Genomic DNA, 18043 nt, shown 5'->3' on the forward strand with positions numbered 1-18043 from the left:
TTGGCCCCGCCGCGCACGGCAGAGGAGCCGGTGGTGGCGAAGGTGTCGTCGCCGTAGTCGGACTGGTAAGTCACGTTCACCGTCCAACCCTCGGCAATGAGCTGCTTGGGCGTCAGGCGCTCGAACTTGCGCACCTTCTGCTCCTGCTCCAGGTCCACGGGAAGCACGCTGGGCACGCGGGTACCGTCGGCCTCGGCCACGTACTCGCCTGCGGCCAGGTCGGCCTGGGTGGCGCCGGGCTTCTCCAGGCCGGCGGCGGTGAACACCTTCTGGCCGGCTTCCACGTCGGCATCCAGCAACGCCGGCAGCGGATCGCCATGGGCGTCGCAGATGACCTCGCCCTTCTCGTAGTCGGCCTGCTCGGCCGTGCGGTCGAAGTAGGTGCGCTCCACGTAGAAGGCGTACTCGTCGTTCTCGTAGTCGCCGATGTACTTGTACAGGCTCGGGTACGCCGCTGCCACGTCCTTGTTGGCCGTCAGCATGGTGTCCTCGTAGAAGGTCACCTGCTTGGGCAGCTGCATGGCGAAGACCAGCTTGGCATGCTTGAGGGCGCCCTCGGCCTCAAGCTTGTCGGAGTACTCGCTGGGGTCAAGCTTATCGGCGCTGTTGAGCGCCGTGGCGGCGAACCACGGCGTCTCGTTGTACTGCCACGCGCCCAAAGACGAGCTGGGCAGGAACAGCGTCTTGTGCTGCACCCAATCATTGGCCATGCCGAAGCTGTCCAGCAGCGCCGGGTCGTACTTGAAATTATTGATGGCGAAGTACGGGTCGTTGGCCGCCACCCAGTTCAGGGTACGGTCGGGCACCTTGTAGGACTCGGTGAGGATGATCTGGTTGCCCTCGTCGTCGAAGTCCGGCGACAGAATGCCCGGCGCGAAGTCCACCGAACGGGTAATCACGGTGCGGATGCTCTCGATGGTCTGGTCGGGACGGTACTGGAAGCGGTCGTAGGGATCGGGATCGGGCTCGGGCTCGGGCTCGATGTCGCGGCTCAGGTCCACGGGCACGTACTCGTCGGCGCCGTTGAGCGTCAGCTTCACGTACAGCTGGTCGGCGTACTCGTCCAGGTAGTCGTCCAGGCTGGCCGCCGGATCCACGGGCAGGTAGGCCTCTGTCACCTTCGTCTCGGTCTTGATGGTGCCGTCGGGGTTGTAGACGGGCTTGCCGTCATCGCCCAGCACCGGCGTCTCGGTCTCGGTGCGCTCGTAGGTATAGAACTGGGTGAAGGGATCGGGGGCCTGGCCCTCTTCGGGCTCGCGGTAGGACACCGGCACGATACGGCCCGGGTCGGCGATGGTGTAGCCATACTTCGTGGCCGGGTTCACCGTGTTCTTCTTGATGGTGGCTTCCTCGTAGACGGCACGGCCGTGGTCGTCGAAGGAGGCGTAGTACAGCTTCACCGGAGGAACGCCGTCGATGCTCTCGGTGTAGGTGGCGATGTTGTCCATGGTCAGGGTGACCGGCGCGTAGGTGTACACCGTCTCCATGACCGGGTTGCCGTCCTCGTCGAAGACCAAGTCGCCGTTCTCGTCCACCTTCTGCTGCTGGCTGGAGCCGGTGCGCTCGTACAGGGCCGTGGAGGTGATGGCCTGCTCGCCCACCAGGCTGCCCACGGTGAACACGTAGTCGGACAGCGGGTCGATGCCCTTGGAGACCAGCTTGGCCAGCACGTAGGTGTCCACGCCGTTGATCTCCAGCTTGATGTAGCTGTCGGGGGCGGTGGCGCTGGCCCAGCGCTCGTAGTCGCTCTCGGTCGCCAGGGTGATGGGCGTGTACTGGCCCGCCGTGGCGCCGGTAGTCCGCTGCTGGTACAGCGTCAGGCCGGTGGCCTCGCGCTGGCCCAGGTCAGGCAGACCGTAGGTGAAGTAGCTGTAGGGATCGACGTAGGGCTTCTCTACCTCGGGCAGCTTCTCCAGGTTCACGTGCACGTAGGCCTCGCCCTGGCCCACGTACAGGTCGGTCTTGTTCCGGAAGGCGTTCTCGATGGCGGCCGTGGTGTAGGGCAGCGCCGTGTAGACGGCCTCGGTCTCGTCGTCCATGTACTGCTGCTCGGTGGAGGACGCGTCGGTCACCGAGGTGATGGGCAGGAATACGTCGTTGCCGTCGCCGTCGGTGCGCTTCACGTAGATGGTGCCCTTGTAGCCGGTCTCCAGCGGCACGTAGGTGGCGGTGCGGGTGTAGAAGGTCTCGCCCACCGCGGAGACGGGATCGGCCACGCCGGACAGAACGCCGGTGGTCACGCGCTTGGTGCGCTTGTAGTTCTCGGTGAGGACGTAGCGCCCGCCGTTCTCCAGGTCGCCCATGTACAGATCGGCCTTGGTGATGTCCACCTCGCCGGTGAGCTGGCTTAGGGTGAAGGTCTTCTTCATGGACCACTCCACCTGGGTGCCGGTGGCGTCGTACTGCTTCAGCACCAGCGTGATCTTGTTGCCCACCTTGGTGCGAACGGCGGTGTTCTTGAGCACGCCGTTGATGTCGCGCTCCACAGCCACGGTGGTGGTGTCGCCGGTGGTCAGGTTCACCTGCTCGGTCACCTTCACCAGCTCGTTGCCGTCGGCGTCGTCCATGACGCGGGTGGTGGTCTGGATGTCGCCCACCACGTGGGTCTCGGGCGCATGGATGATGGAGCCGTCGGTCTTGATGATGTCGTCCTCGTGGGCGCCGGCGCCGGTGGCCTCGGTGCCCGCCATGGGCAGGCCGGTCACCGGGTCGATGAGGTTGGCGTTGCTCTTCGACAGGATGTCGCTCGGGCGGTCGGTGGGGTTGGCCTCCACTTCGAAGTCCACATTGAGCGTGGGCACCTTCGTGCGCAGCTTCACCGTGGAGTACACGCCGCCGTCGATGTGGGTCTGGGCGGCCACGCGGGCATCCTCGTCGGTGTAGTAGCGGTTGGCGAAGGGCTCAAGATGGGTAGCGTCGGCGTCCACGTCCTCGCCGGCCTGCGGGCGCACGCTGCCGCGGTTCATGGAGTTGGTGGTGGCGCTGGACAGGCCGTAGCGCATGCCGTCGTAGCTGTAGTCGCCCACCGGCAGGCCCTTGCCCTGGGTGATGGGCGTGGCGAAGAGGTTGCCGTTCTTGTCCTCAAGCGCCGTGGCCGAACCGCGCAACGGCAGGCGCGCCGGCAGTCCGGTGCCGCCCATGGCGTTGGGGATGCGCTGGGTGCCGAACAGGATGTCGGTGCCGTTGCCCTCGGTGTAGTGGCCGTTGAAGCCGATGAGGTAGTTCGTCGGCACGCTCTCGGTGGTGAAGTCGCCGGAGTTGATGTGGTTCGTGGGCACGACACCGCGCACGTTGGCCAGGGTGTCGTAGGTGGCGCCGTTGTCGCCCTTGTTGATGTAAGTGTAGAAGATGGACTGGCTGGCATCCAGGCGCTTGTCGGTCTCATGCCACCCCAGGCCGTGCAGGGTGTTGTTGTAGGTAGTCCAGCTGATGTTGCCCCATGCGCCGCTGCTGGCACGGTAGGCCAGCCAGGTCATGCGCTCCTGGCGGGTCAGCTGCGTTTCGCTGCCAACGGTGAACGGGTTCGACTTCAGCGGACCCACCACGGACATGCTGGCATCCTGGATGCCGCTCTCACGCTCGAAGTTACCGCCGGGCTGCTCGGTGCGGCCACCGTCGGTGCCGTTGGCCACGGTGATGTCCTCGTCGGTGAGGTACTTGTAGCCGTCCACCTTCGAGGTGACGAAGGTGCGGATGTTGTCGTAGGCGCGACTGGTGATGGAGGGCTCCACGCTCAGCTTCGGCTCGCCGTAGGTCATGATGTTCAGCTTGAAGGTGGCCAGGCCGTCGTTGACGATGCGGGTGACCAGGTCGGCGTCGGAGTTGTAGCCGTCGGCCTTAGGCTCGAAGCGCACCACGTAGCGGTACTCTGTCTCGCCGGTATCGGTGGTCACCGGCTCGAAGGCGTAGGTGACGTTCCAGTTGGCGTCCTTCCAGGCGTCGGACAGGTTGTCGTTGACCGAGCTCAGCGTCTGGTAGCTGGCAGGATCGCTCGGGTCCTCGTTCACTGCCGTGGTCAGGTTCGTGTAGTTGTCGGCATCGGCGCCGGTCACCAGCGAGATGTCCCAATCCTTGGCCTGAATGGTGCCCTGGGCAGGCAGAATGGCGCTCTTCTCGCCCTCGGGCAGGCTGGGCTGCTCGTACTGGTCCACGGGCAGGGCGGGCTGGCTTACGCTCTTCAGGTAGGGCGCCACGCCGAAGGGCAGCACCACGGTAATCACGGGCAGCACCAGGGTGCCCTCCTGGCCGCCGTCCACCGCGTAGTTGTTGTGGTATTTGGAGTTGTAGGTGTTGTAGCCCGCATCGGCGCCGTAGCGATGGCCAGTGTTCATGTAACGCTGGAAGTAGTAGGGCTGGTCATTGAGCCAGTAACGGTTCTCAACGTGAACGTTGAGCTGGCGGAAGTCGGTCTCGGTGTCCACGAAGTAGTCCTCGTTGACCACCTGGATGGCTTCGGAGGTGTTGCCGGTCTTGGTGCCGTCGGCGTTCACCGTGCCTTCGCTCTTGTTGTAGTCGGACACGGTGTTCCACACGCGCACGAAGGGCTTGCGCATGATGGCATGGGTACCGGTCTGCGCGTACACGGTCACGCCGTCCTTCAGAGCATCGGCCTGGTTCACCTGGCCACCGGTCCACTGCATGGCGCCGCGGGCGTCGTCGGCGCCCTCCACGTAGGTCATGCTTCCGCTGTCGGTGATGCGCAGGCCCATGTTGGACAGGCTGGCACGCAGGCTGCCGGCATCGGCCAGGTTGGCATCCTGAATCACGGAGTTGTTCATGACCGTGTAGCCGTTGATGGCCGGGAAGTTCGGGCTGCCGTAGAACTGCGCGTAGGAGGGGGCATGCACGCCCAGACGGCCCGGAGCCATGGGGGTCCAGGTGTAGTCCATGCCGTAGGGCTGCACGTTCTGGCGGCGACCCGGCACGGCGGCGTTGCCCTCGTAGAGGTCCACGTCGTAGATCTGGTAGTAGGCCGACGAATTGAAGGGCTCGGTGGCGGCCACAGCGGCCACGGCGTCGGCGGTGCGGCGGTACTTCGCCACGGCCTCGTCGGCCAGCTGGGCGGCCGTCGCCACGGCGTAGTTGCCCGTCGCCTCGTCACGCACGTACAGGGTGTCGGTCGTACCGGCCACGGCGTCCTGGGCCACAGCCTCGTAGACGGCATCGGTGCCGGCCACGCCGGAGGTGGCGCCGTCTACCCACTGGCCGCTCACCTTCTCGGTCTGCTCCAGGTTGTCCCACGGAGCGGTGAGCAGGCGGTCGTACCAGGCCTCGTCCTCGTTGTTGCCGAAGATGTGACTGCCCAGGTTCACACGCAGCTTGTAGCCACCCGCCACGTAGCAGTCGGCCATGGACGCCGGATCGGGGTCGGCGGCGTCGGCGGGGTTGGAGTCGATGGCGCGCCCGAACCACTTGCCCAGGGGCTGCTTCACCGTGATGCGCAGCACCCACGGCTGGCTGGACTGGGTGTAGCTCTTGCCCTTCATGAGCGCCGGGTCAATCGCATCGGAGCCAGCGGCCTGGCCGATCACCGACGCCTCGCCGGTGGTGGCGTTCACGGAGGCGTAAGTGGACTGCTCCAGGGTGGTGGAGTAGTCGGTGCCCAGGTTGGTGCGGTTGCCCGTGCGGTACACCGCCGGATCCTGCTTGGCGCTGGGCGCGTCGTAGCCCTGGTAGGTGCCGTAGGGCGTCTGCAGCACCTCCACCTGGATAAGGCTCTCGTCGATGTCGGCGTAGGTCTCGTCCACATAGGGCGCGGCATCGTTGGCGTGGGCGGCGTCGGAGTTCCTGCCGGTGTAGGCGCCGTTCACGCGCTTGAGCAGCTCGGCGGCCACTTCCACCTGGTAGTTTCCGTCGGCGTCGCGCACATAGTCGCCGTTCTCGTCCACCTTCAGCTGCGGCTCCACGCCGCGGGGCATGATGTAGGTGAACGACACGCCGTCCAGGTTGCGGTCGCCGTAGTTGTAGGCCGTCAGCTGACTCGTGTAGTTCTGGCCGAACTCCAGGGCGTCGTCGTACTGGCCGAACTCGATGGTGGGATCGGCCGCGTACTGCCAGTGGGTCAGGTAGTTGGCGCCGCTGTCGTAGGAGTCCTTGTTCGGGTCGGTGTAGTTCGGGTCGGCCTCGGTGTTGAAGGCCGTGACGCCGAACAGGCTGCCGTTGGACAGGCTGGTGCCGTGGTTGTAGATGCGGGAGGCCTGGTAGTCATCGTTCGCGTTGCCCGCGCCGTACTCGTCGTCGAACTCGGTCACCATCTCGCTGGTGGTGGCAAGCCACGCCTTCTGCATGTGAACGCGGGTCTCGGACCACAGCAGCGGCGTCTTCGACAGGGCCGCCGCGCCGGTGGTGCTATTCGCGGTGCCGGTGGCGCTCATGGCCACGGTGAGGTCCTGGGTCTTGGTGGCGCGGCCCGGCGTGGCGTCGGCCTTGGTGGCCAGGGCGTCGGCGATGCGGGTGGCGGTGACGAAGCGGAAGTAGTCGCGCACCAGGTAGCCGGAATCGGTGCTGCCCTTGATGGCGGTGCTGCCCGCCGTCACGAAGGAGTAGGACAGCGGCAGCTCGGTCTTGGCCTTCAGCACGGAGCCGTCAAGGGGCGTGCCGGTCAGCAGGTAGGTGACCTTCTGCTTGTTGTTGGAGGTCATCACGTCGGCGTCCACCAGCTGGTTGTCGGAACCGCTGGAGCCGTAGTTGTTCGCCTGCTCCCAACCGTTGGTGTTGGTCACCGACTCGCCGATGGCGCCCGAGCCGTTCTTGCGGGCGTTGCTGGCGGTGCCGGGGATGAAGGTGTAGGCGCGGTTGAACATCTCGTAGGTGTCAACGTGCTTGGGCTTGTCGGTGGTCACCGCGGCCTCGCGCAGCAGCGAATCCATGTCCAGCATCACGTTCTGGTTCTGGATGCGCATGGTGCCCGTCAGGTTGTTGGACAGGTTGAAGTCCGACACGCCGGGGCCGGGGCTGATGAAGAAGTTGCCGGCAGCGCAGCCGGTGTGGCCGCAGTGCAGGTGGTAGCCACTGTAGTAGTACTCGCCCAGACGCGGCATGAAGGCCGGCTCCAGGCCCGAGGTGTTCGGGGTGCCGTCGGCGTTCTTGGCCGTAGAAGTGGAGGTGTTCAGGTTCTTGTACACCTGGGGCAGGTTCTCGGTAGCGGCGCGCACCGGGATGGCGATGCTCACGGTGTCGCCCACTTCCACCACGTTGGAGGTGTAGTCGGGACGGTCCACCGGACGCAGGGCCGTGTTGATGTTGTCCAGGTCGGAACCGGTGTTCAGCTCGTTGTCGGGCAGGAAGCGGCTCTCGCCCTGGGGCAGGGTCACTACGGTGCCATTCTCCACCTTGGTCTCGCCCGGGTCGGTGATGTAGCCGCCGGCCACGGACTCGTCCACAACCCATTCGATGCGGAACAGGCCGTAGGTGGTGGTGTTGGATACGCCTTCGGCGCGCGGGTTGATGTCGCTGTAGGTCTTGCCGCTGGTGTAGACCGACGTGCCGCCGTAGAGGCAGGGCTGGTTGGCGCTCACGTAGGTGCACACGCCTAGTGCGTCGGACTTGTAGTTCATCGATCCGCCGTAGTCGGGCGCCTCGGTGGTGCCCTCCAGGGTGACCTTCAGCTTCAGGCCGCGGGTGCGCTCGGCGGTCACGTTCTTCTGGAAGCGGTCCATCCAGGCGATATTCTTCAGGTTGCCGTTCTCGTCGCGGTCGTTGAGCACCGCTTCAAGGTAGGCCACGTCGATATCGGTGCCGTTCTTGGCCGACTGGGTGGCCATGTCGTCGTAGGCGTAGGCTGCGGCCTGCTTCAGGTAGTCCAGCGGGATGCGCTCGTAGAACACGGCGTTGTACAGCTCGCCTTCGCCGGCGGACTGCTCCTGGGTGCCCTGGACGGTCACCGTGGTCATGGTCTTCTCGGTGCCGGGGATGAGGTTGCCCTCGTCGTCCACGTCTCCGGTGCCGGGGATCTTGTCGCCCACGGCGATGTCGCCGGGCACCACGCCGCCCGAGGTGCCGGTGGAGGCCACGCCGTCGGCCACGGAGATGCCGCGGATCTGGGCCAGGTCCTCGCCACGGTTGACGCTGCCGTCCTTGGCGTACCAGAAGTGCACGCGGTAATTGCCCGGGGTCAGCGTGTAAGTCATGGTGGTCCAGCCGTACTCGCCGGAGTAGCCGCCCAAGGTGGAGCCTACCACGCCGTCGCGGTCGAAGCGCCAGTACAGGCGGTCGTAACCGCTTTCGGAGGACACGCGGAACTGGAAGGTCATGGTGGTGTCGGCGTACACGGTGAAGTCGGTGTACATGGCCGAGCTGGACCCATGGCCGTGGTTGGTGGAGGTGAAGGTGCCGTTGCCGTTGTTCGCCCACTGGTAGCCCTGGGTCTTCGGCGCCGTGGCTGTAGCGGCCAGGCTGGCGTTCACCAGGGTGTCGCGGTACCAGAAGGTCTCGCCGGCAACGTAGCCGCTCTTCTGGGTAGCGTTCTCGTTATAGGCGCTCGTGGCCTCGTCGTGAGTCTGGAACACCTGGCTCTGGAACTGCACGTTGGGGCTGCGGCGGTAGACCGTCATGTTGTTGGAGGTCTTCCACTGGTTCTGCTTCGTGCGCCACTCGCCGTGCTCGATGGCGTCGGCGGGCTCGCTGTACAGCGTGCCGTTGAAGTCCAGCTTGGTGGCCTCGTTGTGATGATGGGTGTAGGCCACGTCCACGGCCAGGTTGCCGGTCACGGAGTTGGCGATGTCGGACCAGTTGGACAGCAGGTTGCGGGTGTCGGTGAAGCGGCCCACGCCGTTCAGGGTGACGTTGGGCAGCGTGAAGGCCGCGTAGCCGTCGCTGGTGGCCGGGATGTCGAAGTAGGTCCAGCGCATAGCCTGGGCCTCGCGGTACAAGTTGATGTTGTACACGCCGCGGCTACCGTCGGTGTAGTCGTTGGCGGTGCCTTCCACGGTGTGGGCACGGCCGGCCATGAAGCGGGTCAGCGCGTCCCGGTCCTGGTCCTCGGAAAGCCACGCGCCCACGATCTGGGGCTCGGGCTCGGGCTCGACGACCTCGCCGCCGTCGCCTTCGCCATCAGCGCCGTCAGCATCGGCGGCAGCGGCAGTTGCGGCCTTGTCGTAGACGAAGTCCACGGCGTCGGCGCCCAGGGCGTCGAAGATCTCCTGGGCCTTCGCCACGTCGGCAGCGGTGTCCAGGGCCACGTAGTACTCCACCTTGATGTTCTGGCGGCCGGCGCTGGTTTCCTGCAGCTCGCGACCGTCGGCGGAGGTCACCGGGTCGGTACCCCCGAAAGCCTCCACCATGCGCTTGCCCAAAGCAGGCGTGATGCCGCTAGTGGTGTTGTCGGGCAGGTCGGCCGGGTAGGAGATGTCATGGCCGTACATCTCGAAGATCTGCAGGCCGTAGGGACGCTGGGTGGCAGCGTCGAAGTTCTTGGTGAAGCGCACGGTCACGCGCACGTCGTTGGTGTGCCAGGTGGGGTTGGCCAGGTTGGAAACCGTCACGTTCATGGGGTTGCCGTCCTGGTCGGCCTGCTTGCGGCGCGTGGTGGAGTCGTGCACCCAGTCAGCCTTGATGTTCACGTCCGCAGCGTGGTTGTCGGCCACGGCGGTCATGCGCTGCCCCACGTTGGTGGCCAGCGGCGCGTCGTAGGCCGGATAGGTGCGCTGGTTGTCGGAGCCGAAGTTCGTGAAGCCGGCCACCAGCTGGTCGTTCACGTCACGCAGGGCCGGGTAGTGCAGCAGCTGCATGGTGGAGCCGGCTGCAGCGCCCGCGGCGTCGTCGGCCACCTCGTCAGCGGCACGGTTTGCCAGCGCCGCGTGGGTGCCGCCCTCGTTCTTGTAGAACTTCACCGTGGACTCGATCTCGGCGCCGTACTGGGCGCGGTTCGAGGCGTTGGCGCGGATGTCGTTCTTGTGGTAGAAGCGGATGCCGTCCAAGCCCTCGTCGTAGAGGGTCTTGTACACGCCCTCGCCGTTGTTGTCCGAACGCTCCACGCGGTACTGGGTGTAGCCGTGCAGCGGCAGAGCCGTGGCAGCGAAGGTTGCCTTCACCGTGTCAGCGGAGTAGCTGGGGCGGTCCGCGTCGTTGTTGAAGGCCAGGTTGTCCGTGCTGTTGTAGTTCTCGGCAGCCTCAAGCTCGTCGGTCATCTGGGTGATGACGCGAATGTAGACGCCCTCGCCCGGGTAGCTCAGCTGGGTACGAGAGCCAACGGAGAACACCAGGGTGCGGTTCTCGGACACGTACTCGCCCTCGGCGTTGGGCTGGTAGGTGACAGGCACGCTCACGTAGGAGTCGGCCTCGTCCAGCTCGCCCTCCTCGGGCTGCTGCACCGGCAGGTTCGCGTAGCCGGTGCGGGTAACGCCGGGCAGGTCGCGGGTCAGGTCGGTGGACGCCGGAGCGTTGGCCATGGTGACGAAGCGGCCGGTCTGCTGCTGGTCGCCGGCCTCGTCGAGCACCGGGTTGCCGTCGGCATCGTAGCTGAAGGTGTAGGTAGTTTCGTCGCCGAACATCATGGCGGTCACTTCGGCGTTGGTGCGGCCGGGGATGACCTTGCCATCCTCGTCGGTGACGTGGTTGCCCGAGCCCACAGCGCCGGCGCCCGAGGTGCCGATGGTATTCAGCTCGCGCACGGTGCCGTCGGCGTCGCGCTCGGTCACCACTTCCCAACCGACGATGCGCTGGCCGGGCTGCACGGTGAAGCGGGCGTCGAAGTGCTGCATGGGCAGCAGGCTATCGCTCTTGGCGCCCACGTACAGCGTGTACTCCAGGTAGTCGCCGGCGTACAGGGCACCGTCGGGGATGTCGTTGACCGCGTTGGGCAGCGTGTAGCTGAACGGGTTGGTCATCGAGGTGTTGTCCTGGGCATCGTAGGCGAACACGCTGCTCTTCTTCGCCGGGCTCACCGTGGTCACGGCCCCGTCGCCCTCGCCCGTCGTGGTGGTGAGGGTGCCGTAGTTGATGGAGGGCTCCACGTCGCGGCCACGCACGTAGCCCACTTCCATGGTGCCGATCTTGTGGCTCAGGCGGTAGGTGGCCACCGGGTCGGTGATGCCGTTGAGCAGCTCGGTGTTGGGATCCTTCGCCTTCACCGTGACGGTCAGCTTGTGGCGCGCGTCGGTGCCGGTGTAGGCCGAGGACATCTTGCCGAAGGTGGGCGTGGAGTCGTAATCCCAGTTGCCGGGATTCGTGCGCTCCTTGTCCTCGTCGGTAGCACCGATGGTGTAGCTGGGATCCAGCGGGCTGTTGCCGGTGAGGCTGGCCGTGGCGGCCTTGGCGGACAGGAAGTTCTCCACCGGGCGGTCGACGAAGGTGCCGTCGTACTTGAAGGCGTAGTTGATCATGAGGTTGCTGGCGTCAGCCGTGCTGGTGGAGCCTTTCTCAACCTCGGACTTGCGGGTCAGCCACTGGCCGGAGTCCAGCAGCGTGTTCGTGAAGCGACGGTGGGCGTTGGGCGCCTCGAAGGTGATGGACACCTTCGTGAACAGTGCCTTGGCGATCTCCTTGTCGGTCTCCATGACGTTGGCCCAGCCGCCGATGGTATTGGTGTTGGTGGCATCGGTGCTCATGAAGGTGGGGAAGCTGATGCCTTCGGGAGCCACCACGTTGCCGTCGGCGTCGGTGAGCGGCTTGCCGTTGGCGCCCATCAGCTGGTCGTGGGCCACCGAGGACACGTAGGTAACGTTGCCGTCGGCATCGGTCACGGGCACGCAGTCGCGCAGGAAGCTCTCCACGTCGATGATGTAGTCGCCGTCGGCGTTGGCGGCGTAGCCCGCGGCGTTCTCGGCGCGGGTGACCGGCTTGCCGGTGGTCTTGTTGGCGTAGATGGGCAGGCCGTCGGTATCGTAAATCACCTTGGCGGTATCGGGGTCGATGGCCCACGGACCGCTCACGCGACCAGCCGCCACCAGCTCGTCCCAGGTGGTGGTGATGGTGCGCTCCTGGTTGTTCTTGTCGATGTAGGTGAACACGAACTTGGTGGCGCCGAACCAGCCGCCGTCGCACTCCACGCAGCGCACGTGCTCGTCGCCGCCGGTGCAGGCTTCGGCCTGGAAGAAGGCCCGCGGCGTGCCGGTGGTGTCGGAGGGGTCGTAGGCCTCCTTGGTGAAGCTGTCGCCGGTCACCGACAGGTAGATCGGCTTGCCGTTGGCGTTGGAGCCATCGCCCAGCGGATGCGCGCCGGCAGGATCGTCGGCCAGTTGGTACTTGCCCTCGCCATCCAGCTTGCGCGCGCCGTCGTAGGGATAGTACACGCCGTCGGTGCCCATCACGTAGCAGGTGTACTGGTAGTCCACGCAGGTGCCGGCCACATGGTCGTCGCACACCTCCTGGCCGTCCTGGCCCTCAAGGCCGCCGGTCACCAGGTAGGCGGGCACGTAGACGTTCTGCAGGCGGAAGGCCTTGGAGGCCGGGTTCGCAATGTTCTCGTCGAAGGCGCTGGTCAGCGTCACGCGGGACAGGTGCGCCGCACGCTTCTGGTTGTCCACACCCTCCTGCAGGTCCTTGGTGTTCTGGAAGCGCACCTCGTAGGTGGCGCGGGTGGGCGTCAGGTTGTCGGTGGTGTCGCCGTCGCCGTAGTCGTAGACCGGCTTGATGTCGTTGTAGCGGGTCACGTTCTCGTTGGTGGTGGCGTTGTCGCCGTCGGCGGGCTTGGTGTAGTAGCCGCCGTTGTACCCGAAGCTGTTGCGGTCGTAGTAGTTCACCACGTCGTAAGGCTCGGAGAGCACGTTGCCGTTGGTGTTGGCCGTGGTGGTGCCGTTGTTCTCGGTCTGGATGCCGGTGTCGTAACCATAGCGCACCTTGTAGCCCACCATCCACGCGGTGTCGGTGGCGGACATGCTGGGCACCCTGCTGTAGGACGCGCCGCTGCCGGAGTAGCGGTTCAAGTAGTTGAACTCCTTGGTGCGCCCGTCGATGATGCGGTAGTTGTTGTTGTAGTAGGTGGCTTTATCACTGCTCGTCAACCAGGTGTTCGCAGCGAAGAAACGCTTGAACTGCACCGTGGTGGTGGACAGGGCGTTGTTGATATAGTCCTGATAGACTCGTTCGGGCTGACCGGCCAGGTCGGCGCGGGACGAGTTGTACAACTTGTTGTTCTGGCCCTTGTAGATGTAGGGACGGCCCAGCACCTGCACGTCGGATATCTGCTTGCCCGAGCCGCGGTCGCCGTCGTAGATGCGCGCGGTTTCCGCGGTGGCGTCGGCATCGCCGCCGTAGGGGCCCAAATCCAGCGTGTACTTGGTCACGAACTCGCCGTCGGGCAGGTTGATGGTGAGCGGGTTGTGGTCGGCGTACATTCCGGTGAGCGTGAACACGTCGCCGGTCTTGGTGTAGCTGTACTCGGGGGCGCTGGCCCAGTTGGCGCGCTCCATGAAGTCGGGCGTGTAGTCAGAAGGACGCTTGAAGTAGATGACCGCGTCGCCCTGGGCGTTCAGGCCCTTGGTGAACAGGTAGCTCAAACCAGGGCTGGCGGACTCGGCCAGCACCTTGTTCAAGTTGGAGTCCACCATGGTCTCCTGGTACACCACATCCCCCGCCTTGGCGGTGAGCACCTGGTAGCCGTCGGCCTTGTAGTACTTCTGGCCCAGGTTCGTGGAAGCGTTGTAGTCGGCGCTCAGCGTCACCGGCTCCACCAGGTACATGGCGTTCTCGCGAATGCGGATGATGCGCCCGCCCGTGGGGTCCTTCAGCCAGCCGTTGTCCGTGGCCGCCTTCAGCTCGGTCCACGAGGAATCCAGGTTCCACTTCGACGTGTACAGCGTGACGAACACGTCCTTGAAGTTCTTGGTCTGTTTGATGCCGTTCTTGTCGTAGGCGTAGTTGGTCTCGGGGTTCAGGTGCGCCCACACGTTCGACGCCGTGAGCGACGTCATGTGGCTTTCCAGGTTGGCCGTGTTCGCCGCCGAGGTGCGCAGGAACTTCAGGCCCGTGCCTAGGAAGCCGTAGTACTCGATGTCCTGGTCGGGGTAGATGGTGGGCAGCGTATCGGTCAGCTTCATGTTGTCGGTGGCGGACACGTTGGCAGCGCCCCACGGCTTGTAGTCGTGGTCGGCGTAGTTGTTGTTCACCGAGCCGGGCTCCATACGGTACAGCGACACGTAGTAGCCCTCGTCACCGGCGAACGAGCTCTGGTCGGTGTGGTTGGCGGACACGTTGGTGCGGCCGTCCCAGCCCAGGCTGCCGTTGTCGCGGACCACGGACTGCTGCGTGTAGTTGCGGCTCTCGTACACGTTGATGGAGCTGGAGGTGCGCAGGTGGCGCATCTTGCCCTCATCGAAGGTCTCGTAGTGATAGTGATGGTAGCTGCCCCAGTGGCAGGCGCCGGTGCGGTGGTAGTTCTTGTAGGACCACAGGCCACGGCCGTCGCCGTCGGGCGTGTCGTAGCGCATGGCCGCCTTGTGCACGTAGTTCTCGCCGGCGTAGTCGCCGCCGATGGTCATGTTGATGTTGGTGGTGGAGGTCACCGTGTTCTCGGCCGTGGCGCTGGTGCTGCCGTCGGTCTTGGTGAAGCGGCCGGTCACCTCGAAGGACATGGCCTTGGTCCACTCGGCGCTGTTGGAGTCCAGGCTCTCGGCGAACCACTGGCCGTAGTCGGGCACGCGCGGGTTGCCGTCGCGGTCCACCGTGCCCTGGTTGATGGTCACGTCGTAGACGATGGACTTCACGCGGAAGATCTTGGTGTTCTCGTCGTACTCGGCGAAGGAGTCGCGGTAGGCGTACTCGTCATGCACGCCGAAGTCGGCCACGTGGTTGCCGGCATCGTCGGTCTTCATGAGGTTCAGGCGGAAGTAGTAGTAGCCGTCGGCGTCGGTCTCCAGGCGCGTGGGCTTGGTGCTGCCGGTCTTGGAGTCAACACCGTTGTCCAGCTGCACCGAGGTGCGGCCGTCGGGGTTGGTGGCCGGGTTCAGCTCGTTGTAGTACCACTGGCGGATGTCCTCGCCGTCAACCACCATGGACTTGCCGTCGTCGAAGTTCACCGTCACCTTGTTCAGGTACTGCAACGCCTGCTTCTTCACCTTGATGTAGTAGGCGTCGAAGCTGTCGCCGGAGAGGTTCTGAACCATCTGCAGGTGAGCACCGGTGTTGTAGGTGTAGGAGCCTACGGTGTTGTAGCGGGCCTGGCCGCGGCTGTAGATGGCGTTGTTGCCACCGCCCAGGTAGTAGATGGAGCCGGTGGTGTTGTCGTCCAGGCTGCCGTAGGCGTAGCGGGTGGTGGAGTAGGCGCCCCAGCTGGTGTGCCAGCCGCAGCCGTTGTGGTACCAGTTGTTGTAGTAGTGGCCGGGGCAGCGATAGGTCCAGTCGTTGGAGAAGCCCTGCTCCATGTAGCTGGTGAACTCAGGATACACCGTGCCAGTGCTGGAGGAACGGGCACCCAGAGCCGGCGGCGTGGTGTCCACCTGGCGGAAGTCCACCAGGAACGAGCCTTGGGCCTTGTAACCTATGGCCAAGGAACCGGAGGTCTCGTCGATGGTGGAGCCCCAGCAACCGCTGTGGCCGTAGTGGTGGCTGTCGTTGGAGCCGTCGGACCAGTGGGTGAAGCGCGTGTCGGAGCGCGTGCCCTGGTTCACGTCAAGGTTGGTGTAGTCGATGCCGGAGCCGCCGCCGGTGCCGGTGCCGCCGGAGATGCTTCCGCTCTCGCCGTTGCCCAGGCCGGTGGACACGATCAGGCGCACCTTCTTCAGATCCAGCGGCACGTCGTTGCCCACCACTACCTGCTCGAAGGTCTCGGTCTTGTGGGTGCCGTCGGCGTTGAGCACCGGGTTGCCGTTCTCGTCGAGCACGTCCTGGGTCACGGTCTGGATGATGCCCACGCAGATGACGGTGCCCTCGGGGAAGGCCGCAACGCCCTTGGTCGGGTCGGTTTCCGGATTGCCGTCGGCGTCCAGGATCAGATTGCCCTCGCCGTCGATGAGCGCGCCGTCGGCGTTGCGCAGCGGCTCGCTTGCCTGCAAGTCGGTCTGGGTATCCACCTGGTAGCCGGCGTCGGTCAGCTTCTGGGTGGCCGTCTCGGCGTTGGTGATGCCATCGGCGATCTCGTTGAACAGCTTGGCGCGCTGGGCCTTCTCGGACAGGCCCATGGACACGGTGATGATAATCTTGCTGGTATGGTCCTCGCCGTAATCGCCCACACGCTCCACGGAGATGACCTCGCCGGCGGTGGCCACGGTGTCGGAGAGCGTCTCCTCAATGGTGATGTTCTCCTCCAGGTAGCCGGCGGCCAGGAGCGCCGCCTTCACGTCGTCGACGTTGCCCTTCATGGCGGCCAGCGTATCGCTCTCGATGGCGCCGGGGCTCTTGCCGGCGCACACGGTCAGGCGCACCTTGGCCTTGTGGTGCACGGTCGTAGTGGTGGGCTCGCCGCCGTCCTCGGTCGGCGGCACGGTAACCACCTCGTCATAGGCCTCGCTCAGAAGCTCGATGTCCATGAGGTCGCCCGCGGCGAGCGTGCCGGTGTCGTCGAATGCCTCGGCGTAGGGGGTCTCTACGTCGTAGTCGTCGGCACCCAGGGCGGCAACGGCCTGAGCCACGGTCATGGCGCGGTAGTCGGCGAAGCGATCCTCGCCCCTGGACACCACCAGGTCGACCACGCCGCGGGTGGTAATGGTCACGTTGTCGTCGTCGTACTTGGGCTCTTCCACGCGAGTGGCGCTGATGACCAGGCCTTCCTTCACCGTGGTGCTGAACTGGTAGGTGACGTTGACGTCGTAGCCCTTGGACTCGATGAAAGCCTTGGCCTCGGCCTCGGTCTTGCCCACCTGCTCGTCCTCGATCTCGTCCACCACAACGGTGGGGCCAAGGCTGATGACCACGTCGACCACAGCCTTGGAGGTGGCGGTGGCGGGGGTGCGCACCGCGCAGCTGATCACGTGGCCCTTGGGCACGCCCGGCACGGTGTTGCCGTCGGGGTCCAGCGTGTCGTCGCTGTTCTCGTAGCTGGCCTTGATGATGAAGTCGTTGTTGCGCAGGATGTACTTGGCCGTCTGCTGCTCGGCGGTGCTGGGATCGATCGGGTGGCCCGCAGCGTCCACGTACCAGAAGGTGGTCACGGACGGCGAGGTCACGGTGCCGCCGTCGTCGCGCACCTCGTCGGACACTTCCACGAACACCGGCACGTAGGCGCCGTCCTTGCGCACGTAGATCTGCTGGGCATCACGGCCGGCGGCCGGGCTCTGCTCGGTCATGAGGTCGCTCACGGGCACCTGGCGGTACTCGTCGTGCACCAAGCTCTCGTCGATATGCGCGAAGGTCTCGCCCGCGGCGTCGTGCTCGGTGCCGTCGGCCAGGCGGTAGACCATGTTGCCGTCGGGATCCTTGAACAGGTCCACCTTGGTGTAGGTGGGCTTGCCGTCGTTGCTGCCCACCAGATACACCTGGTCGTCGTTGGACTTCTGCGGCTCGGGCAGCACGATAGTGGTGGCGAAGTCGGCCACGGTGATGCCCTCGGTGGCGGTCAGGCTGTCGATGGTGCTGTACACCTCGAAGTCGTCGCCGGTCATGTCGTCGTGCATGATGCGCTTCACGTAGAAGCTCACGCCGGCGGCCGGATGGTCGGTAGGCGCGTAGGCGTCCACGTCGTCGGGACGAGTGGTGGGCGCCACGGGGGCGGGCTCGCCGTTCAGGTAGTAGAACAGCTCGCCGGTCTCGTCAACGCGAACCAACTTCACCGGCTCCCAATAGCTGCCGGCCTCGGGGTTGGCCGGGTCGTCGGGCACGTCGATGTACACCGTCTCGGTTTGGCTGGGCGCCGTGTCGATAGCAGGCTTCACCAGCTGGGCGCGGTCAAGCATCTCGTCGGTGGTCAGCGTCACGTAGCCGTCGTTCTTCACCGACATATCGCGCACGAAGAACTCGTAGCCGTCAACCGTGGGGTCGGCGCCACCTTCCAGCTCGAACAGCTTGCCCACCACCTGCTCGACGATGGGCTTGTTCACGTCGTTGGGGTCGTCGCCGGGGGTGACGGGCTCGCCGCTGTTCACGTCGGCGTAGGCGGTGCGGCTCACGGCGTCGTAGTACATCTTCGACACGAAGTACAGCGAGCGGTCCTCGCGCTCCATGGAGTAGGCGT

The 18043-nt window shown here is 65.3% G+C and carries 1 protein-coding gene (only partly in view); it reads right to left on the bottom strand.

Every position in this 18043-nt window falls within one protein-coding gene, locus tag NFR41_RS04205, for a hypothetical protein, read on the bottom strand. The gene is 72462 nt long; 34249 of those nucleotides lie to the left of the window and 20170 to its right, leaving coding positions 20171-38213 in view (codon 6724, partial, through codon 12738, partial); the first complete codon in reading order (the gene reads right to left) occupies positions 18039-18041. Both codon boundaries (start and stop) fall beyond the window edges.

Origin of the sequence: Adlercreutzia aquisgranensis (assembly GCF_943193145.1) — a bacterium.
In the GTDB taxonomy this organism is placed as follows: Bacteria; Actinomycetota; Coriobacteriia; order Coriobacteriales; family Eggerthellaceae; genus Xiamenia; species Xiamenia aquisgranensis.